This is a genomic window from Amycolatopsis sp. N2S4-7, assembly GCF_058119595.1.
On sequence record NZ_CP172299.1, the window covers coordinates 1,530,870 to 1,550,419 of the forward strand.

Genomic DNA, 19,550 nt, shown 5'->3' on the forward strand with positions numbered 1-19,550 from the left:
CGGCTCAGCCGAGGTAGGCCCGGGTGGCCTGGTCGGCCTTGCGGCGTTCCAGTGCGTCGATGCGGCTCTGCGCGATCATCGAGTACTCGATGCCGGCGGTGGCGACGGTGCGTCCCTGCTGGCGCACCGCGGTGGTGGCGCGGAACTTCAGGTGGGTCTCCCGGCCGAGGTCGGACTCCTCGATCAGGGACTCCACCGTGGCCGGCAGCGGGAACAGGAAGTCCTGGAAGCGCAGGTCGATCCGCTTCCACACGCCCGCGTAGGCGGCCGGGCCGAGGCCGGGCCGGACCGCGGTCTCGAACTGCGCGATGCAGATCTGCCGCATCGCCTCGATGATCACGATGCCCTGCACGTGCTCGCCGGTGTGGTGGTCGAGGATCAGCTCGTTGTCCCGGTGGATCCGCAGGTCGGCCCGGCAGTGCGTGGCCGACGGGCTGTGCACGCCGGCCAGCAGCACGTTCTCCGGCCGGTCCTTGTGGACGATCCCCGGGCGCTCCGGGCCCTGCCGGAACGTCGCCGGGTCAGCCAGGCGCACGGCGGTTTCGCTCCGGTCGCAGGCGGCTTCGAGCAGGTCGTAGTCCGTCCCGTCGATGCCCTGGCCGACGTGGACCACCCACTCGCCACCCCCGCCGGAGCCGCCGGCGGTGATCAGGCCGAGCAGGCCCGACATCGTGATCACCCGGTCCCCGCGGGCGAACCGGGCGAACCGGTCGGCGACCACCACGACGTGCCGGCGGGTGTAGCCGTCGAGCTCCCGGGCCGGGCCGCCGGGGGTTTCCGTGCGCGGGGCGTCGTGCGGTGCCACGAGGGGCACCTCCGTCCGGGTCGGGCCGGCCGTCACGGCCGCGCCGAAGCGTGGGCGTCCAGGAGGGCCTCGGCGAGGTTCCTGGCCGTCGCGGCCGAGCGCCAGCGCGGGCCGGACAACTCGGTGGCCAGGAGCTTGAGCATGGCGCGCACCATGTCCGGCTGCTTGCCGACGTCGGTGGTCAGCAGCGGTTCCACCTGCGCGGCGGCGCCGTCGAGATCGTCGAGCCGCAGGTGCGCGCGGCCCGTGTCGATCCGGATCATCGGGTCCATGGCCTCCCAGCGGCACTCCAGGGACAGCTTCTCGTGGGCCTCCCTGGCCGTGGCGAACTCGCGCAACGCGGCGGAGGCCTGGCCGACGGAGAGGAGCGAGGTGCCGGCCATGTAGTGGCGCCGGTCCTTCGTGATGTTGAAGAACGGGTTGTCGCCCCCGGCGCCGAGGTCCGGGTCTTCGATGGTGGTCCAGCGGGCGATCGCGGCCAGCACCTGCCGCTCGGCCTGCACCGACGACCAGCCGCGCGCCTCGGCGAGGATCAGCGGCGCGTCCGTGAGGCGCCCGCCGACGTGGTAGTTGAGCCCGTCGGCGGCCAGCTTCGCGGATTCGACGCCGTTGCCCGCCCAGAAGGCGACGCGCGCCTGCGACGTGCGGACCCAGCGCCGGGCGAGGAGGTTGTCGGCGTACTGCGTGTACAGCCAGGCCGCGGAGTTGAGCTCGCGCGAGAGCCGGTAGCGCCCGAGGTCCCCGGCGATCCACGCCATCATCGCCGCGGACTTCGCCCCGACGAGCAGCAGGTCCTGGGTCTGCTTCGGCCGTTGCCTGCCCTTGAGCAGGGCCGAGGCCCGTTCCTCGATGACGGCGAGCTCGCCGAGGATCGAGTCGGGGGCGGTGCGGGTGTAGGCGCTGCCCAGGAAGTCCAGGTCCGCCCAGAGGTTGTCGAGCTGGACGTCGTCGACGTTGGTCTTGGTGAGCAGGATCGCGTCGTCGAGGGCACCGGAGCCGATCTCCTCCTCCGGCCGGGTCTCGACGCGGGGGACGGTGCGCACCGGCGGCACCACCTCGGGCTCGACCACCACCGGCGGCGGCTCCGCCCCGGCGTGGTACTCGGCGAGGTCCTTGGCCGGCAGCTGCTCGAGGTCACGCAGCCCCAGCAGGGACTTCCAGCCGGTGCCGTACACCTGCGCCAGCACGCGCAGGGCCGCGACGGTGGGCCGGACCCCGCGCTCGGGCCACTGCTCGTACTCCCAGATCCGCGTGCCGCGCATGCCCGCGCGGGGGTCGCCGGTGACGGCGTTGTACTGGTGCGCCGCGACGTCGAGCGACAGCTCGGACGCCAGCCGCCACGCGGTGCGCGGGGGGATCCCGCATTCGACGATCAGGTTCTCCGCCACCCGGGCCGGGATCGCCGCTTCGGGGAAGCCCAGGGCGGCCAGCCGCTCGCGCAGCTGTGCACGGTAGGGCTTACTCCCTGGCTTGACCTGTCGACTCATCGTTCATCCAACGATTTCCGGAGTACGGGTGCACCGACCGACAGTACCGCAGCGTGACGGGGAGGGCCCCCGAAGTCACCGAGGAAAGGATCATGCGTTTGCCGAGAGGTTGAGCCTGCAATCTTCTGCAGCCGCAAGGACTTCTCCGGACGACGGAGGGTGACGGAAGGTGCTCCGCGGCCCCGGGTGGCCGTGCCGCCGCCGGAAGCGCGCGCTCGTCCGGCAGGTCCACAGAGGACTCCGCCACCCGCACGGAGGGACCGTGGCTGAGAGCGCTCCCAGCATGTTGGGCCGTGCTGCAGCGGCCCGGCGGCAGGCTTCCGCGGCGATCTTGTGCCGGATTCGCCGGAATCCACCCCAACGGCGGCATCCGGCGCCTCCGGCCGGTGGCGCAGTGCCACCACGGCAAGCTTTGCCTCCCAACGGATTCGGCCGTTCAGGAGTGTTCAGTGAACGCCGGGCGCGGGGCGGCACCGGAAAACGGACCACCGGATCGGGCCGCGTCCGGGTCGCTCTTTACAACGGCGACACACGGGGGTTACCTTCTCGGCGGCTGGAAGCGCTCCCATGCCAGGTCGCCTCACCAGAACGCGGCCACCACCCAGGGGCGTCGTGGTGCAGGCCACGGCGCCCCTGTCCGCGTCCCCCGGAGGATCCGATGAACAGGTTCGCCGGTGCCCTCGCCGGGCTCTGCCTCGCCGCGGCGGGAACCACCGCGGTTGTCGTCGCCGCCCCGGCCACCGCCGCGCCGGCCTGCTCGGTCGGCTACCGCGTCAACGCGTGGCAGACCGGGTACACCGCCGAGATCACCGTGACCAACGGTGCCACCGCGCTCTCTTCGTGGACGCTCACCTGGCACTACTCGGGGAACCAAGCCGTCACCTCCGCCTGGAACGCCACCGTCCGCCAGTCCGGGACCGCGGTCACCGCGGAAAGCCTGCCGTACAACGCCGCCCTGCCCGCCGGCGGTTCCGTCTCGTTCGGCCTCCAGGGCACCTCCAGCGGGACGAACGCCGAGCCGACGGACTTCGCGCTGAACGGCGTCTCCTGCGGTGACACCACTCCCCCGGGCACGACCACGCCGACCACGCCGACGACCCCGACCACCACGACGTCCTCGCCGCCGCCCGCCGGGTGCGCGAGCGCGGCGGTCTGCGACGACTTCGAACAGCAGACCGGCTCGGCCCCCGCCGGCCGCTGGACCGTGGGCGCGGCGAACTGCACCGGCACCGGCACGGTCAGCGTCGACCCGTCGGTCGCGCACTCGGGCACCCGCTCGGTGAAGGTCACCGGCCAGGGCGGCTACTGCAACCACGCCTTCTTCGGGACGAGCGTGTCGGGCTCGGGCAAGCTCTTCGGCCGGTTCTGGGTCCGCCACACCACGCCGCTGCCCGCCGGGCACGTCGCGTTCATGGCGATGCGCGACACCGCCGACGGCGGCCGCGACCTGCGCGCCGGCGGCCAGAACCGGGCCCTGCAGTGGAACCGCGAGTCCGACGACGCGACCCTGCCCGCGCAAAGCCCGGCGGGGGTAGCCCAGAGCGTCCCGCTGCCGACCGGCACCTGGTCCTGCTTCGAGTTCGAGCTCGACGGCGCCGCCGGGCAGCTCCGGACGTGGCTCGGCTCCGCCGAGGTGCCCGGCCTCGTCGTCGACGGCGTGCCGACCCCCGACATCGACCAGCAGTGGCTCGCCAGGACGTGGCACCCCACGGTGACCGACCTGCGGCTCGGCTGGGAGAGCTACGGCGGCGACGCCGACACGCTGTGGTTCGACGACGTGGCGGTGGGCACCGCACGGATCGGCTGCTGACCAGGGCCCTGGCCGCCACGGCACCGGCCACGGCCCCGCTCACCGCGGCAGCCCTGCCCGCCAGCCCAGCCCTGCCCGCCAGCCCGGCCCGCCGCGGCCGCTCTGCTCACCGCGCCCGCCACGCCAGCCATGCCTGCTGCGCCCGCCCTGCTCACTCCGCACGCCGCGCCCACCCGGCCCGCCACGCGCGGCCGCGCACGCCCGGCCCGCCACGCCAACCCGGCAGCTCAGCCCGCCACGCCAGCCGCGGCCGCCCTGCTCACTGCGCCCGCCGCGGCCGCCCTGCCCGCCGCGGGCCGCTGCCCCCGCCTCGGCCGGGACCAGGCCGCTGCGGCGGCGCCACGTGACCGGCGCCGCCGGCGTTACCGGGTGAGGATCCGGTCGATCTCGGCCAGCTCGTCGTCGGCGAAGGCGAGGTTCGCGGTGGCGGCCACGGTGTTCTCGAGCTGCGCGACGCTGCTGGCGCCGATCAGCGCCGATGTCACGCGGCCGTGGCGCAGCACCCACGCGATGGCCAGCTGCGCCAGGGTCTGCCCGCGCCGCTTGGCGACGTCGTTCAGCGCGCGGATCGTCGCCAGGGTTTCCTCGGTGAGCCGCTCGCGGGTGAGGAACGGGCTGGCGCCGGCCGCCCGCGAGCCGGCGGGGACGCCGTCGAGGTAGCGGTCGGTCAGCAGGCCCTGGCTCAGCGGCGAGTACGCGATCGAGCCGACGCCGTGCTCCTCGAGGGTGTCCAGGAGGCCGTCCTCGACCCAGCGGTCCAGCATCGAGTACCGCGGCTGGTGGATCAGCAGCGGCGTCCCGAGCTCCTTCAGCGCCGCGAGCGCGGCCGTCGTCTGCTCCGGGGAGTAGTTCGAGATGCCGGCGTAGAGCGCCTTCCCCGACCGGACGGCGGTGTCGAGGGCACCCATGGTCTCCTCGATCGGCGTGTCCGGGTCCGGGCGGTGCGAGTAGAAGACGTCGAAATGGTCCAGGCCAGTGCGGGCGAGGCTCTGGTCCAGGCTGGCGAGGAGGTTCTTGCGCGAGCCCCACTCGCCGTACGGGCCGTCCCACATCAGGTAGCCGGCCTTGGACGACACCAGGATCTCGTCGCGGTACGGGCGGAAGTCCGCGGCGAAGTGCCGTCCGAAGTTCGCCTCGGCCGCGCCGGGCGGCGGGCCGTAGTTGTTGGCGAGGTCGAAGTGCGTGACGCCGAGGTCGAACGCGCGGCGCAGCACCGCGCGCTGGACGTCGAGCGGCTTGTCGTCCCCGAAGTTGTGCCACAGGCCGAGCGACACGGCGGGCAGCTTCAGCCCGCTGCGGCCGGCCCGCCGGTACGGCATGTCCGCGTACCGGTCTTCGGCGGCGGCGAAAGGCGACATGGTTCTCCTTGTCGGAAGGGACGGCTCGGGCAGTCTAGTGGCGCGGCAGCAGCGCGCCGGCGAACGACGCGGCGGGCGGCAAGTCGGGCAGCAACGTCGCCTGGTAGGCGTGGTAGATGTCCGGCTTGCCGGCCCAGACCGTCGCCGCGGGACGGTTCTCCGGGTCGAGTTCGTGGTGCCACGACCCGAGTCGGCGGTCGGCGAAGCAGGCGTCGGCGTGGGCGCACCACTCCCGGAACCGGTCGAGGTAGGCCGGGTCGCCGGTCTCCTGGTGGAGCGTCCACGCGGCGGCGATCGCCTCCGCCACGACCCAGTGCAGCCGGGTGCGCACGACCGGCGTCCCGGCGAAGTCGGTGGTGTAGACGAATCCCGGGGCGCCGTCGACGGCCCAGCCGTGGCGCACCGCGGTCGCGAACAGCGCGGCCGCGTCGGGCCCGAGCCACGCCGGCGCGCCGTCCCCGAGCGCGCGCTTGAGGTGCACGGCCAGCCGCGCCCACTCGAAGAGGTGCCCGATGGTCGCGCCGAACGGGCGGAAGGGGTGCGCGGGCTCGTCCCGGTTGAACTCCAGGCGGACGTGCCAGTCCGCGTCGTAGTGCTCCGGGAGCAGCCAGCCGTGCGCGCGGGCCTCGCCGTGCACCAGCCGTTCCACAATGGACAAGGCGCGCGTGGCCCAGACCGGGTCGCCGGTGACGTCGGCGGCGGCCAGGAACGCCTCGACGGTGTGCATGTTGGCGTTCGCCCCGCGATAGTCCTCGAGGCTCGTCCAGCCGCGGTCCCAGACGTCGGCGACGAGACCCGGCCCCGGTTCCCAGAACCGGCGCTCGACGACTTCGAGGGCCTCGGCCAGCAGCGGTTGCGCGCCGTCGGCGCCGGCGGCGACCGCGCTCGCGGCCGCCAGGACCACGAAGGCGTGCTCGTACGCTCGCTTCTCCGACAACGTTGTCGACGCGTACCAGCCGCCGTGGTCCGGATCGCGCAGCAGGCCGGTCAGCGCCGCGACGCCGTGCGCGACCTGCTCCCCCGAGTCCGTTCCCCGCAGGGAGGCCAGCGCGAAGACGTGCGTCATCCGGCACGTGATCCAGGTTTCGACGGGCCGGTCGAGCACCGGCCGCCCGGCGTCGTCGAGCCAGGCGAACCCACCGCCGGGGTGCGCCGCGCGGGCGGCGAAACCGAGCAGCCGGGCGGGTTCGGCGCGCACCCAGGCGGGAACCGAAGACGGACTGTCCACTCTCTGCCTTTCTCGACGGGCCAGGCCGGGGTCCGGCTGCCCTCGCCAAGGTAGGCCAAGGCACCGGCCCGGGTCACCGCGGGCTGTTCCGGAAGTGACCACCGCCGCGTATCCTGACCTTGAGAGCGCTCCCAGTCTTCGACGCACGCTACCCGACGAAGGGACAGACGTGACCAGGAGACGAAGTACGATCCTCGCCGCCGTGACCGTGTTGCTGGCGAGCCTGACCGCGATCCTGCTCAGCACCGGCACGGCCGAAGCGCACGGCGCGATGATGAAGCCGGGCAGCCGGACCTTCCTGTGCTGGCAGGACGGGCTCAGTTCGACCGGCCAGATCATCCCCCAGAACCCGGCCTGCTCGGCCGCGGTGAACACCAGTGGCGCGAACTCGCTGTACAACTGGTTCGCGGTGCTGCGGTCCGACGGTGCCGGGCGCACCCGCGGCTTCATCCCCGACGGGAAGCTGTGTTCGGGCGGCAACCCGGGCTACGCCGGCTTCGACCAGGTCGGCGCCTGGCCGCTGACCCACCTCACCGCCGGCGCCACGTTCGACTTCTCCTACAACGCGTGGGCCGCCCACCCGGGCTGGTTCTACACCTACGTGACGAAGGACGGGTGGAACCCGAACCAGCCGCTGACCTGGGACTCGCTGGAGGACCAGCCGTTCCTGACGGTGGACCACCCGCCGGTGACCGGCTCGGTGGGCACGGTGGACGGCCAGTACAAGTGGAGCGGCGCGCTGCCGTCGAACAAGTCCGGCCGGCACATCATCTACTCGGTGTGGAAGCGCTCCGACAGCGCCGAGACGTTCTACGGCTGCTCGGACGTCACCTTCGACGGCGGGCACGGCGAGGTCACCGGCGTGAAGGACCCCGGCACCCCGACCACCACCACGCCGACCACGCCCACCACACCGACCACGCCCACCACACCGACCACGCCGACCAGCCCCTCGCCGGGCGGCTCGTGCATGGCGATGTACGAGATCACCAACACCTGGAGCGGCGGCTACCAGGCGACGGTGACGGTGATGAACCACGGCACCACGCCGTACAACGGCTGGCAGGCGGGCTGGACGCTGCCCGCGGGCCAGACGGTCGGCAGCGTCTGGAACGGCACGCTGAGCCAGTCCGGCTCGGCGGTGACGGTCCGCAACGCCGACTGGAACGGCCGGGTCGCCCCCGACGGTCAGACCACTTTCGGTCTCGTCGTTAACGCTTCGGGGAGCAACCCGGCCCAGCCGTCGCTCACCTGCCAGGGCACCTGACCGTCTCCTGTGGATGGTCCGGGGAGGCCACCTCGGCAGAGGTGGCCTCCCCGGGCTCACGGGCCCGCGGGGCCCGTGCTGCCGCGGGTGATCAGCCGCGGCCGGGACGCGCACACGTCGCCGACCGTCGCCCCGGCCAGCACGTCGTGCAGCACGGACGCCGCCAGCGGGCCGAGTTCGTCCAGCGGGCGCCGGATCGCGGTGAGCGCCGGGCGGACCAGCCGGCACAGCGGGGTGTCGTCCCACGACACGACCGAGAGGTCACCGGGGACGGCGAGGCCGAGTTCCCGCGCGGCGGCGAGCGCGGCCACGGCGAGGCCGTCGGTGTCGCACAGCAGGGCCGTGGGCCGGGGATACCCGGCGAGCACCTGCCGGACCGCGTCGGCCGAAGGTTCCGGGTGGACGGGACCGGCACCGGTTCGGCCCTCGGAGCCCGGACGGGCGGCCCAGCCCTCGGGGCCTGGGCCGGCGGGACCGGCGCCAGTCCGGCCTTCGAAGCCCGGATGGGCGGCACCGGCCCGCCGCTCGAAGCCCGGATCAGCGGCACCCGCACCAGCCCAGCCCTCGAAGCCCGGATGGGCGGCACCGGCCCGCCGCCCGAAGCCCGGCTCAACGGCACCGGAGCCTGCCCGGCCCTCGAAGCCCGGATGGGCGGCACCGGCCCGCCGCCCGAAGCCCGGCTCAACGGCACCCGAGCCTGCCCGGCCCTCGAAGCCCGGATCGGCCGCACCGGCACCGGCCCGGCCCTCGAAGCCCGGGTCCCGGACCGCGGACGGCACCAGCCGGATACCGCGGCCACCGTCGCCAAAGGGCACGGGCCACCCGCCGGGCGGCTCCCCCGCTCCCGCGGTCCGCACGCCGCCGAGGCCCAGCCTTTCCGCGGCCGTCGTGACCGCCCGTGCCCGGGCGGCGGGGTCCGCGAACGGCGCCGCGCCCGCGATCCGGACCACGCGGCGGTGTCCCAGCGCGGCGAGGTACTCCAGCACCTCAGCGGCTCCGGCGGTGTCGTCCACCCACACCGACGGAACGCCCGGCACCCCGCCCGGCCCGCCGAGCACCACCGCCGGCAGGCCGATCCCCACCAGCTCGGGCGCGTACCCGGGATCGGTGAGCAGCACGCCGTCGACCTTCCGTTCGGCCCGCCAGCGGCGGTAGATCGCCAGGGAGGCGTCGCGGCCGGTGGCGACCTGGAGCAGCAGCTCGTCCTCCAGCCCGTCGAGCAGGGCCGGGAAGAACACCTCGAGCGGCCGGTCGAGGACCAGCCCGATCGCCCCGGTCCGGCCGCCGGACAGCGCCCGCGCCGGGCCGCTCGGCGACCAGCCGAGCTCGCGGGCGATCTCGGTGATCCGCCGCCGGGTGGCCTCCGAGACGCCGGGGCGGCCGTTGAGCGCGTAGGACACCGCGCCCTTGGACACGCCGGCCTCCTTCGCGATGTCGGTGATCGTCGGACGCTTCATCGCACCCCTTCGTTGCACCACAAGGGACCAGGCCGGTCCGTGTCCGCCCGGACACCCGCCGTCGCGCACCTTGACACCCGCCGCACCGGGAAACAAGACTCCAGCCGGGAGCGCTCCCAGCCAACGAGGGCGAGGAGCGGGCGAACGGGGAGTGCGCGCACATGAGGAACGTCCGAAGACGGCTGGCGTTCGCCGTCGCCGTCGTCCTGCTCGTCCTGACCGGGGGCTGCGGCCCGTCGACGCCGGAGCAGATCACGCTCACCGTGGCGACGTTCGGGGAGTTCGGCTACGACGACCTCATCCCCGGCTACGAGTTCACCCACCCCGGGCTCACCGTCCGCCAGGTCCGGGCCGAGCAGGGCGGCCCGTACCACCAGGACCTGCTGGCCAAGCTGCAGAGCGGCCAGGGCCTCGCCGACGTCCAGGCCGTCGAGGAGGGCCACCTCGCCGACGTCCTCGCGCAGTCCGACAAGTTCGCCGACCTGGCGAAGATCGGGCCGGCCGACGTCAAGCCCGGCCGGTGGCTGGAGTGGAAGTACGAAGCGGGCCGCAGCAAGGACGGCAAGCTCGTCGGCTACGGCACCGACATCGGCCCGCTGGCCATGTGCTACCGCAAGGACCTGCTCGAAGCCGCCGGCCTGCCCACCGACCCCGGCTCGGTGAAGACGATGTTCGCGACCTGGGACAGCTACTTCCAGGCGGGCGAGCGGTACGTCCGGCGCTCGCACGGCAAGAAGTGGTTCGACTCCGCGGCCCAGAACTTCAACGCCATGGTCAACCAGCTGCCGGTCGGCTACCTCGACCGCGAAAACCACTCGACGCTCGAAACGAACACGGCGCTGCGGGACGCCTGGAACCAGGTCACCACCGCCGTCGCGCAAGGACAGTCGGCCGGGCTCACCGCCTTCGCCGACGACGGCAACAACGGCCTGCGCCTCGGCGCCTTCGCGACGAAGGTCTGTCCGGCGTGGATGCTCGGCGTCATCGAGCAGCAGGCCGGGCTCGGCAACGCCGGCAAGTGGGCGATCACCGACGCGTTCCCGGACGGCGGCGGCAACTGGGGCGGTTCCTACCTCACCGTGCCGGCCTCGAGCCCGCACCAGAAGGAGGCCGCGGCGCTCGCCGCCTGGCTGACCGCGCCGGAGCAGCAGCTGCACGCGTTCCGCGTCAGCGGCAACTTCCCCAGCCAGGTCGACGCGTTCACCTCCCCCGACCTGCTCAGCGAGATGAACGGCTACTTCGGCGGCGCGTTGAGCGGCCAGGTCTTCGTCGCCCAGGCCCGCAAGGTCGGGAAACCGCAGTACAAGGGCCCGGGCGACGGCAAGATCCAGGAGACCGTGATCGCGCCGGCGCTCAAGTCGGTCGAGCAGGGCGCCGATCCCGCCGCCGTCTGGCAGCAGGTGCTGATCGGGGTGCACCGCCTGGTGCCCTGACCGGAATTCCGGTGGAGGGAACGCGCCGCGGCGGGCAGGGTGGCCGGTATGACCACGCTCCCGCCCTGGCGGCACCACGAAATCCGGCACCCCGGCCCCGAAGACCACTTGCCCGTCCTCGCCGTCCTGGACGCCTGGTGGGGTGGCCTCGGCGGCGCGGAGGGCTCCCGCCAGCGGGCGCTCCTGCTGCCCAAGCTGATGTTCCAGCACTTCACCGACAGCAGCTTCCTCGTGACGTCGGACGAGCGGATCGTCGCGTTCCTGATCGGGTTCCTCTCGCCGTCGCGGCCGGCGGAGAGCTACATCCACTTCGTCGGCGTCGATCCCGCCGAACGCGGCCGCGGGCTGGGCGCGGCGCTGTACGAGCGCTTCTTCGCCTACAGCCGGGCGCACGGGCGCTCGGTGGTACGGGCGATCACTTCGCCGGTGAACAAGGGTTCGCACGCGTTCCACACCCGGATGGGGTTCGTCACCGAACCAGGGCCGAAGGAGTTCGAGGGACTGCCGGTCCAGCCCGACTACGACGGGCCGGGACTGGACCGGCTGAGTTTCCGCAAGGAGCTGTGACCCACCCGGGGACCCGGGCAGGTCAGGGGTTGGAGCCCGGGCCGGACGGCGGCTGCGCGGCACCGCCCGGCCCGGGACGCGGGGTTACTGCACCGGCGGGTAGGCGTTCTGGACCAGCTGCTCGAACTGGGCCTCGAACCACTTGCCGGACAGCGGGGCGTTCGGCAGGGCACCGGTCAGGTTGCCGCCGTTGGCCTGTTCGCTGCCGTGGAAGGTCGGGTCGCACATCGGGTCCGCGCCCTTGCCTTCGTCGTTGGGGATCTGCTGGCTCGCGCCGTCGGACTCACCCGGCGGCTTGATCCAGACGTAGGCGTCGAAGTGCGCCGCCGGCGAGGCCGTCGGCCGGACACCCAGACCCGCGCCGCTCTGGTTGCACCAGTTGCCGCGGTGCAGCCGCCGGTCGATCCGGCCGGAGTCGACGTAGGCGTCCACCGTGGACCCCGAAGCGCCGCTCGGCCGGGCCGCGCCGCCCCAGCCGTTGCGCGAGGTGTCGACCAGCATGCCGATGCCGCTCGGCAGACCCGCGGACACGAACGCGTTGTACATCGCGGTGGCGAAGGGGATCTCGGCGAAGTACGGGTTCCACTGGTAGAACTTCGCCGACTTCAGCTGCTGTCCGCCGATCGTCAGGTTCGGGTCGGGCAGGTTCGGCTCGGTCAGCGGCGTGTAGTTCGCCGTGGAGCTGATGAAGCCGTCGATGCTGTTCACGCCGGCCGTGGTGCCCTGCAGCGTCTGCTTGACCAGGTTGACGAAGGGACCGAAGTTGCTGTCCCAGCCCAGCCACGCCGAGTGCGCGATGTCGAGGTAGTTGTAGACGTTGGAGATCGCGTGCAGCTTGTTCAGCGCGTACTGGATGCCCTGCGTGTACACCCCGGTGGACTGCGCTTCCGCGCACGTCGCCATCGAGGTGTTGGTGATCAGGTTCGGCAGCGAGTCCGGCTCCACGACCGCGACGATCCGCAGCGGCGCGTACTTCGCGTCGGACAGGATCGACGCGATCGGGTCGATGTACTCGCTCTTGTACCGGGCCAGGCCGTTCTGGGAGGCCTTCAGCTCACCGTTGGACGCCAGCGCCGCGCAGTCGCGGTTCGGCAGGTCGTAGACGACGATCTGGATGGTCACCGGCGTGCCGCCGCTCGCCTGGCTCAACGCCGCGTCGAGGTGCCCGCGCAGGCCGCGCGCGCTCGATGTGCCCTCGATCGCCGCGATCCGGTCCAACCACACCGCCGTCGAGGTGTTCGCCACCTTGGCCATCTGGGCACCGAGCGTGCCGCCCTTGGCCGCGGCCGCCGCACTCACCTGGCCCGACCAGTCCGGGTTCACGTACCCCTTCGACCCGGCGTACGGGTTGTCCACGTGGGTGCCGGGCTGCGGCGTCGTGGTCACCGTCGTCGGGGTGGTGGGGGTGGTCGGCGTCGTCGGGGTGGTCGGCGTCGTCGTCAGGGTGGTCGGTGTCGTCGGGGTCGTGGTCGTCGGCGTGCCGTCGCAGTGGGCGCCGTTGAGCGAGAACGACGCCGGGATGTCGTTGGTGCCGGAGAACGAGCCGTTGAAGCCGAAGCTGGCCGTCGCGTTCGAGCCCAGCGAACCGCCCCACGACGGGTTCTTCGCGCTCACGTGCTTGCCGCTCTGGCTGAACGTGGCGCTCCAGCCCTGCTGCACCTGCTGGTTGCCGCCGAAGTCCCATTCGACGTTCCAGGACGAAACGGCGTCCCCCAGGTTGGTCACGGCGACGTTGGCGGTGAAGCCGGTGTCCCACTGGTTGACCGTGTAGGTGACCTTGCAGCCGGTGGCGGCGCCCGCCGGGCTGCCCCCGGCCACCAGTAGCCCGGCGGTGACCGCGGCCGCCGTCACCGAGGACGCCACGGCGAACCGTGACTTCCTCTTCGCGGACCAGAATTCACTCCTCATCGAGTGTGCTCCTTTGTCTTCGTCGGTGGGTGGGTCAGGTGGTGCAGGCGGTCGCGCCGACGGCGAAGCCGCCGGGGGTGCCGGTCGAGGCGCCGGTCGCCTGGAAGCCGATCGACACCGAGGCGCCGCCGGCCAGGTCGGGTGCCCAGGTCGGGGCCTTGGCCGTCGCCTGCTGCCCGGACTGGGTCACGGTCGCGCCCCAGCCGCCGGTGATCTGCGTCCCGGACGGGACGGTCCAGCCGAGCGCCCACGCCTTGAGCGGCGTGGTGCCGGTGTTCTTCAGCGAGACGGAGGCGACGAAGCCGCCCTGCCACGTGTTGTCGACGTGGTAGGTGACCGCGCAGCTCTGCGCGGGCGGCGGATCGGTCGTCCCGCCGCCGCCGACCGGCGGGATCAGGTACGGCTGCAGGATCGCCTGCTTGGTCTGGTTGACCGTGGTCCAGTCGTCGTTGAGGATGCCGCCGGTGTCCCCGGAGTTCGGGTTCCACGACCAGTACGTGAAGCTCATCCCGGTGGCGCCGGTGCCGCTGTACTTCATCAGCTCCTGCAACCACGTCTTGTCGCGCGGGTCGGCCAGGGTGGAGCCGAATTCGCCGAGCAGGACGGGCGCGATGTTCTCCTTGTGCAGGTAACCGAAGAAGTGGTCCCACAGCGCGGGCAGGTTCGCCGGGAAGGCCGGGTCGGAGAACCACTTCTGGGCGAACACCGACGTCGCGTACTCGTGCGCCGAGTACACCAGCTTGTCCGGTTTGGACAGCCGGACCGGGAACTGCCGCGCGCCGGAGAGGTTGCCGCCCCACCAGCCGCACTGCGGGTCGCCGGTGCCGCTGACGCAGTCGACGCCCTCGACGATGACGAGCCAGTCCGGGTTGGCGGACAGGACGGCGCTGCCGGCGCGTTCGGCGGCGAGCCGCCAGTCGGTCGCGGTGTCCCCGCAGCCCCAGCACGCGCCGCCGCCACCCTGGATCGAGTGCGGCTCGTTGTGCAGGTCGGCGCCGATCACCGTGGTGTTGCCCTTGTAGTGCTGGGCGAGCATCGTCCAGTCCGACAGCCAGCGGCTCTCCGGGTACGCGCTGGTGTACCAGAGCGGGGACTGCGCGCCGGAGTCCGGCCGGTGCCGGTCCAGGATCACGCGCATGCCCTTGGTCCCGGCGTAGGCGATGATCTTGTCGAGCACCTGCAGCCCGGAAAGCCCCTGCAGATCCGGGTTCTGGACGGCGTCGATGCTGGTGGGCTTGACGCCGGGGTCGAACAGCTGGTTGGAGTACGGCAGCCGCAGCGTGTTGTAGCCGAGGCCCGCCATCTGGTCGAGCATGTCCCGGTAGTTGCGGCTCCACAGGCCGTGCGGCGAGTAGTTGCCGGTCTCGGCGCCGAACCAGTTGACGCCGGTCATCCGGACCGGGGTCCCGGTCGCGTCGACGAGCTGCGAGCCGGCGGCGTGCCAGAAGCCGGTGCCGGTCCCGGCCGCCGCCTGCGTGGTCTCCGGGGCCGCGGCGGCCGGGGACGCCGTGAGAACGGCGCCCCCGACCAGTGCGGCGACCGCGAGTGCGAGCAGTCGCTTCATCGAGTGCCTTTCAGCCGAACAGGGCGACGTGCGCGGCGAACGCCGTGGCGATCTCCGACTGCGCCCAGAACCGGTGGTAGGTGAACGTCGGCGCGGCGCCACCGTCCAGGTAGGACTGGACCTTCGGCCACTGCGGGTCGCTCTTGTAGAACGACCGGATCGACAGGAACGTGGAGTTCGCGTTGATCGGGTCGCCGTTCGGCATCGTGCCCGTCCAGCCCGAGGGCACGTACAGCCCCTGGTCCGTGGTGGCGTTGTACTTGTCGTCGAACCGGTCGTAGTCCGACCGGGTCTCCGGCACCGCGATGCCCTTGCTGTCCGTGTTCGCCGACAGCGCGTTCAGCAGCTGCTCCCCGACCGTCTTGGCCTGGGCGTTGCTCGACCCCGACGCGTAGTAGAGCAGCGTCTTGGCCAGCGAGGCCGCGACCCCGACGTCCTGGCTGTAGTTCTTCACCGAGACGTGCAGGCCGGTGTTCGAACCCGGGCTGGTGGCGCTCCAGGTGTCCGGCGCGCCGCTCCAGGTCAGGTCGGACGGGATCTGGAAACTCCCGCCGGCGCCGACCGTGGTGTTCGCGATCGCCCAGGGCACCCACTTGTCGAGGATCTTCTTCGCCCGGGCGTCGCCGGTCGCCTGGTAGTACTCGGCGATCCGCTCCATGCCCCAGGTCTGGAAGCCGAACCACTGGTTGCTCGGCGGGTCGTGCCAGACCGGCTGCCAGTCGTAGTACATCCCGTAGAAGGTCGGCGTGCCCGCGGGCGGGGTGCCGTACTGGCCTTCCCAGCTGTTGGTCGCGCCGCCGGCGAGACCGCCTTCGGACGACTGCAGCCACTGCAGGAACTCCATCTGCCGGCTGAGGCTGGTCGCCCAGTCGGTCGCGCCGGTCGCCGAAGTGACCTTCAGCCCTGGGTCGGCCGACAACGCGTACGCGGCCAAGGGGTTCTGGTAACCCTGGTGCGCCGCACCGTCGCCGATCCGCCACGCCCAGGCGCTGGACGAGTCCATCGACCCGCCCCAGGCGTAGTACCACGAGATCAGGTAGTGCTCGCTGTCCTTGCCGGTCCCGGCCGGGCAGCTCGACGGCCCGACGCAGTTGCCGATCTTCTTGAAGTACTTGTCGAACAGCGAGTACCGGAGGTAGTCGCCCATCTTCGACGCCTTCTTCAGCACGGCCGCGACGTCGGCGCTCTTGCCCTGCGCCTGCGCCCACTTCTCGGCCTGGAAGGCCACCTGCACCACGCGGGCGTCCGCGTCCGGTGCGTCGGTGTACTTCCACTGCTTGGCGTAGGAGGAGTCACCGGTGAACAGGTCGAGGTACCCGTTCTTGCCGCCGAACTTCAGGACGTCGCAGCTGGGCTGCGTGACCGTCTCCCAGACCGACTCCTGCGAACCGCGCTGGAAGGTGTTGATGAACGCCGGCGCGGTGTTGGTGCCGTCCTCGCAGTGCCCGAACTTGTAGATGTTGTCCACGTCCAGCAGCCAGTGCATGCCGTAGACGTCCGGCGAACCGTAGGCCGCCTTCAGCTCCGCCGCGATCGGGTCGCTGCCGACCGACACGTTGCTCTGCAGCGGCGACGGGTAGGACTTCGGCGTGGGGTACTCCGCCGCGTACGTCGCCGGCTTGCTCGCGTTGTACCCCGAGTTGCCCGGCTGGTCCGCCGCCGAGGGGATCGCGTACGTCTCGATCGACGTCCACGCCTGGTTGAACGGGGACCAGTCACCGGTGACCCGGCCGTAGGACGCCTCGAGCCACAGGTAGTAGCTGAACGCCTCCGACGTCGTCTCGTGGCCGTGGTCCGGTGCCTCGACGATCAGCGTCTCGATCGAGTGGTAGGGCACCAGGATGTTCCCGAACTTGCGGAAGTAGCCGTTGTTCGGGTCCTTGATCTTGTTGTACTGCGTGAGGAACGCGAGCTGGTAGTCCGAAGTGGACGACGAGATCTCGTTGACCGCCACGGTGGCCGCGGTGTACCCGCTGCTGCTCGCGGTGAAGGTCGCGCTGCCCAGGTCTCCCCCGTTGCCGGCGCTGGTCACCGTGACGTTCTGCGGGGTGTTCCAGTTCGTCGTCGAGAAGGTGAGGCTCGTGGGACTCGCGGTCAGGTCGGTGCTGCCCGCCGTCCGGGCGACGGCGACCGTGACCGGCGCGGTGGGCGCCCCGGCGAGGCTGACGGCGAACGTCGTCGTGCCACCCTGCTTGACCTGCGCGGTCGCCGGGGAGGCGACGATCGTCGGTCCGGAAAGGACCTTCACGCTGACCGGGCTGGAGGTCGTCGACGCGTTCTTGTTGTCGTAGGCCTTGGCCGTGATCGAGTACGTCCCGGCCGGGACGTTGCCCCAGCTGCCTTCGAACGGCGCGGCCGTGTCGGTGGCCAGCAGCGTGTCACCGGCGTAGAACTCGACCTTGCTCACCGTGCCGTCGGCGTCGGCGGCCGTCGCCGCCAGGGGGATGGTGGCCGGGGCGTAGTAGGTGCCGGTCGAGGCCGGCGAGGTGAGGCTGACGGTGGGGGCCTTGTTGGCCCCGGTGCACGAGGTGCCGTTGACGGAGAAGTCGGTGGGTGGACGGTTGGCTGAGCCCTTCGTGCCGTTGAACCCGAACGACGTGCTCGCGCCCGTGTCGAGGTGGCCGTTGTAGGACAGGTTCGTCGCGGTGACCGCGGCGCCGCTCTGGGCGAAGGTGGCGCTCCAGCCCTGCTGGACCTTCTGGCCGTCGAGGAACGTCCAGCCGACCTTCCAGCTGTCGAGGGCCGGGCCGTCGTTGCGCAGCGAGACGTTGGCGGTGAACCCGGTGTCCCAGTCGTTGGTGGTGTAGGTGACGGAACAGGCGACGTCGGCGCCGAGCGCCGGGGGTGGGGCGACCACCGCACCCGTGATCGCCAGCACGGCCGAGGCCAGTGCCAGCGCACGGGCGCGCTTTCGGGGAGAGGAACGCATGGCTGCGGAACTCCTTTGTCCGTAGGGAGCCAGCGATCTGGGAGCGCTTCCAGACGCAGACGGTAGCCAGCCGGAAACGTGCCTGTAAAGAATCGAGTCAGAAGGACACCGCGGCCGCGGACGTCACACCTGCGCGCCGGGCGAACAGCCGTCCACTGAACGCTCCTGAACAGCCGCACCCGTTGGTCGTTCCGTCACCCGTTCAGCCCAGTCGCCCGGTCACCCCGAGTGCTCGGAAAACGCTGTTTAGCGCCAAAGGCGTACATCTCGGGCCGGAACGTTCCCACCTATCGAGTCACGCACACCGTCTCGGCTTCACAATCACGCGTCGATGCTGAAATCACGCGAGCCGACCCTCCAGGCACGCGAACCGCCCCTCCGGGCACGCCAGCCACCTCTCCAGACACGCCAGCCGGCCCTCCAGGCACGCAACCCGGCCCCCAGGCACGCCAGCCGCCTCTCCAGGCACGCAAACCGGCCCCCAGGCACGCCAGCCGCCCTCCGGGCACGCAAACCGGCCCCCAGGCACGCCAGCCGCCCCTCCAGGCACGCGACTCACCCGCCCAACCCGGGCAGCCAGGGACGACACGCGTACCCAGGAAGCCGACACGCGGGGTCCCGGGGGCCGACACGGGCTCAGCTGGAGGCGCGGACCGCCAGGGAGACCGGGAGCACCTGCTGGCGCGGCTTGAGGTTCTGGTCGTCGAGCAGCTGCATCAAGGTCTCGACCATGGCGTGGACCTGCTCGCGCGGGTCCTGGTGCACCGACGTCAAGGGCGGGTCCATGGCCGGGGCCAGGGTGGCGTTGTCGTCGAAGCTGACGACCGCGACGTCGTCCGGGATGCGGCGACCCGCCGCGTCGAGCGTGCGCAAAGCGCCCACCGCCATCATGTCACTGGCGACGAACACCGCGTCGAGGTCCGGGTGCCGGGCGAGCAGCGCGGACATCGCGCCGGCCCCGCCCGACAGCGTGAAGTCGGCCTCTTCGGCCAGGTCGGCGGGGTCGAGCCCAGCGTCGAGGAGGGTCTTGCGCCAGCCGGCGAGCCGGTCGATGGGGGCGCTCTGGTCCTGCGGCCCGGCGATCGTGGCGATCCGCCGCCGGCCGGCCGCGACCAGGTGCTCGACCGCCAGCCGGGCGCCGCCCTCGTTGTCGAAGTCGACGACGTGCACGCCGCGCCGGATGCCGGCCGCCTGCCCGCCGAACACCACCGGGATCCGCAGCAGCCGGAGCGCCTTGGGCAGCGGGTCGGCCCGGTGCGGCGCGAACACCAGCGCGCCGTCGACGTGCCCGCCTTCGAGGAACCGGACCGTCCGGCTCAGGTCCTCGCGGATGTCGCTGAAGATCAGCACCATCTGCCGTCCGACGTCGGCGAGCTCCCGGTAGCCGGCCCGCATGACCGCCGCGCGGTACGGGTCGTCGAGCAGCCGGGACTCCGGCTCAGACAGCACCACGGCGATCGCCCCGGTCCGCCGGGTGACCAGCGACCTGGCCGCCTGGTTCGGGGAATAGCCCAGGTCACGGGCCGCGGCGCGGACCTTTTCACGCGCCGCCGCGCTGACGTACGCGTCGTCGTTCAACGCGCGCGACGCCGTCGACCGCGACACCCCGGCGAACGCCGCGACGTCCTCCAGCGTCGGCCGTTCTTCATCCCCTGCTCGAGGCCCCACGGTACCGCCCTCGCTCACCACAACCACCCGGACTTCCACAGCTTAACGGTCACGCAGGGCTATGTCCGG

At 72.0% G+C, this 19,550-nt stretch carries 13 protein-coding genes; 4 read left to right on the forward strand and 9 right to left on the reverse strand.

Going from position 1 to position 19,550, the window contains the following annotated elements:
- Positions 1-4: 4 nt before the first annotated feature.
- Both ACH54P_RS06945 and ACH54P_RS06950 read right to left on the reverse strand, forming a co-directional pair.
- Complete coding sequence (locus ACH54P_RS06945) at positions 5-805, reverse strand: AfsA-related hotdog domain-containing protein (protein ID WP_489911495.1); 801 nt, start codon at positions 803-805, stop codon at positions 5-7.
- Positions 806-837: 32 nt separating this feature from the next.
- Positions 838-2,292: a hypothetical protein gene (locus ACH54P_RS06950; protein WP_489911496.1), complete on the reverse strand. Its 1,455-nt coding sequence runs from the start codon at positions 2,290-2,292 to the stop codon at positions 838-840.
- A 658-nt stretch (positions 2,293-2,950) separates the two neighbouring features.
- Between ACH54P_RS06950 and ACH54P_RS06955 the strand changes: the two genes are divergently transcribed.
- On the forward strand, positions 2,951-4,102 hold the full coding sequence (locus ACH54P_RS06955; RefSeq protein WP_489911497.1) for a cellulose-binding domain-containing protein: 1,152 nt from the start codon (positions 2,951-2,953) through the stop codon (positions 4,100-4,102).
- Positions 4,103-4,464: 362 nt separating this feature from the next.
- Here the strand turns inward: ACH54P_RS06955 and mgrA are convergent, their stop codons facing one another.
- A complete protein-coding gene (gene mgrA / locus ACH54P_RS06960) occupies positions 4,465-5,460 on the reverse strand; it encodes an L-glyceraldehyde 3-phosphate reductase (protein WP_489911498.1) in 996 nt (331 codons plus the stop codon).
- Positions 5,461-5,494: 34 nt separating this feature from the next.
- Positions 5,495-6,688: an AGE family epimerase/isomerase gene (locus ACH54P_RS06965; protein ID WP_489911499.1), complete on the reverse strand. Its 1,194-nt coding sequence runs from the start codon at positions 6,686-6,688 to the stop codon at positions 5,495-5,497.
- Between the two features lie 202 nt (positions 6,689-6,890).
- Here ACH54P_RS06965 and ACH54P_RS06970 point away from each other — a divergent pair, with 202 nt between their 5' ends.
- The gene (locus ACH54P_RS06970) at positions 6,891-7,955 is read left to right on the forward strand and encodes a lytic polysaccharide monooxygenase (RefSeq protein ID WP_489911500.1); all 1,065 of its coding nucleotides are present in this window, start codon (positions 6,891-6,893) and stop codon (positions 7,953-7,955) included.
- Positions 7,956-8,011: 56 nt separating this feature from the next.
- On the opposite strand, the gene ACH54P_RS06975 is transcribed toward ACH54P_RS06970, so the two are convergent.
- On the reverse strand, positions 8,012-9,412 hold the full coding sequence (locus tag ACH54P_RS06975) for a LacI family DNA-binding transcriptional regulator (protein ID WP_489911501.1): 1,401 nt from the start codon (positions 9,410-9,412) through the stop codon (positions 8,012-8,014).
- Positions 9,413-9,573: 161 nt separating this feature from the next.
- Here ACH54P_RS06975 and ACH54P_RS06980 point away from each other — a divergent pair, with 161 nt between their 5' ends.
- Positions 9,574-10,845 (forward strand): ABC transporter substrate-binding protein, encoded by a 1,272-nt coding sequence (locus tag ACH54P_RS06980; protein ID WP_489911502.1) that lies wholly within the window; start codon positions 9,574-9,576, stop codon positions 10,843-10,845.
- Between the two features lie 48 nt (positions 10,846-10,893).
- Entirely contained in the window at positions 10,894-11,412 is a 519-nt protein-coding gene (locus ACH54P_RS06985; protein WP_489911503.1) for a GNAT family N-acetyltransferase, read from the forward strand.
- Between the two features lie 84 nt (positions 11,413-11,496).
- Here ACH54P_RS06985 and ACH54P_RS06990 read toward each other — a convergent pair whose 3' ends face one another.
- The 4 genes from ACH54P_RS06990 to ACH54P_RS07005 all read right to left on the reverse strand — a co-directional run bounded on the left by ACH54P_RS06990 (position 11,497) and on the right by ACH54P_RS07005 (position 19,445).
- Entirely contained in the window at positions 11,497-13,320 is a 1,824-nt protein-coding gene (locus ACH54P_RS06990; protein ID WP_489911504.1) for a glycoside hydrolase family 6 protein, read from the reverse strand.
- 34 nt (positions 13,321-13,354) lie between these two features.
- Positions 13,355-14,884, reverse strand: coding sequence for a cellulase family glycosylhydrolase (locus ACH54P_RS06995; protein ID WP_489911505.1), 1,530 nt, complete (start codon positions 14,882-14,884; stop codon positions 13,355-13,357).
- Positions 14,885-14,894: 10 nt separating this feature from the next.
- Positions 14,895-17,813 (reverse strand): glycoside hydrolase family 48 protein, encoded by a 2,919-nt coding sequence (locus tag ACH54P_RS07000; protein WP_489911506.1) that lies wholly within the window; start codon positions 17,811-17,813, stop codon positions 14,895-14,897.
- Positions 17,814-18,449: 636 nt separating this feature from the next.
- The gene (locus ACH54P_RS07005; RefSeq protein ID WP_489916341.1) at positions 18,450-19,445 is read right to left on the reverse strand and encodes a LacI family DNA-binding transcriptional regulator; all 996 of its coding nucleotides are present in this window, start codon (positions 19,443-19,445) and stop codon (positions 18,450-18,452) included.
- Positions 19,446-19,550: the final 105 nt, after the last annotated feature.

Coding starts and splice junctions, on each gene's coding strand:
- ACH54P_RS06950 (WP_489911496.1), bottom strand. CDS start 2,292: ATGAGTCGACAGGTCAAGCCAGGGAGTAAGCCCTACCGTGCACAGCTG.
- ACH54P_RS06955 (WP_489911497.1), top strand. CDS start 2,951: ATGAACAGGTTCGCCGGTGCCCTCGCCGGGCTCTGCCTCGCCGCGGCG.
- mgrA (WP_489911498.1), bottom strand. CDS start 5,460: ATGTCGCCTTTCGCCGCCGCCGAAGACCGGTACGCGGACATGCCGTAC.
- ACH54P_RS06975 (WP_489911501.1), bottom strand. CDS start 9,412: ATGAAGCGTCCGACGATCACCGACATCGCGAAGGAGGCCGGCGTGTCC.
- ACH54P_RS06980 (WP_489911502.1), top strand. CDS start 9,574: ATGAGGAACGTCCGAAGACGGCTGGCGTTCGCCGTCGCCGTCGTCCTG.
- ACH54P_RS06985 (WP_489911503.1), top strand. CDS start 10,894: ATGACCACGCTCCCGCCCTGGCGGCACCACGAAATCCGGCACCCCGGC.
- ACH54P_RS06990 (WP_489911504.1), bottom strand. CDS start 13,320: ATGAGGAGTGAATTCTGGTCCGCGAAGAGGAAGTCACGGTTCGCCGTG.
- ACH54P_RS06995 (WP_489911505.1), bottom strand. CDS start 14,884: ATGAAGCGACTGCTCGCACTCGCGGTCGCCGCACTGGTCGGGGGCGCC.
- ACH54P_RS07000 (WP_489911506.1), bottom strand. CDS start 17,813: ATGCGTTCCTCTCCCCGAAAGCGCGCCCGTGCGCTGGCACTGGCCTCG.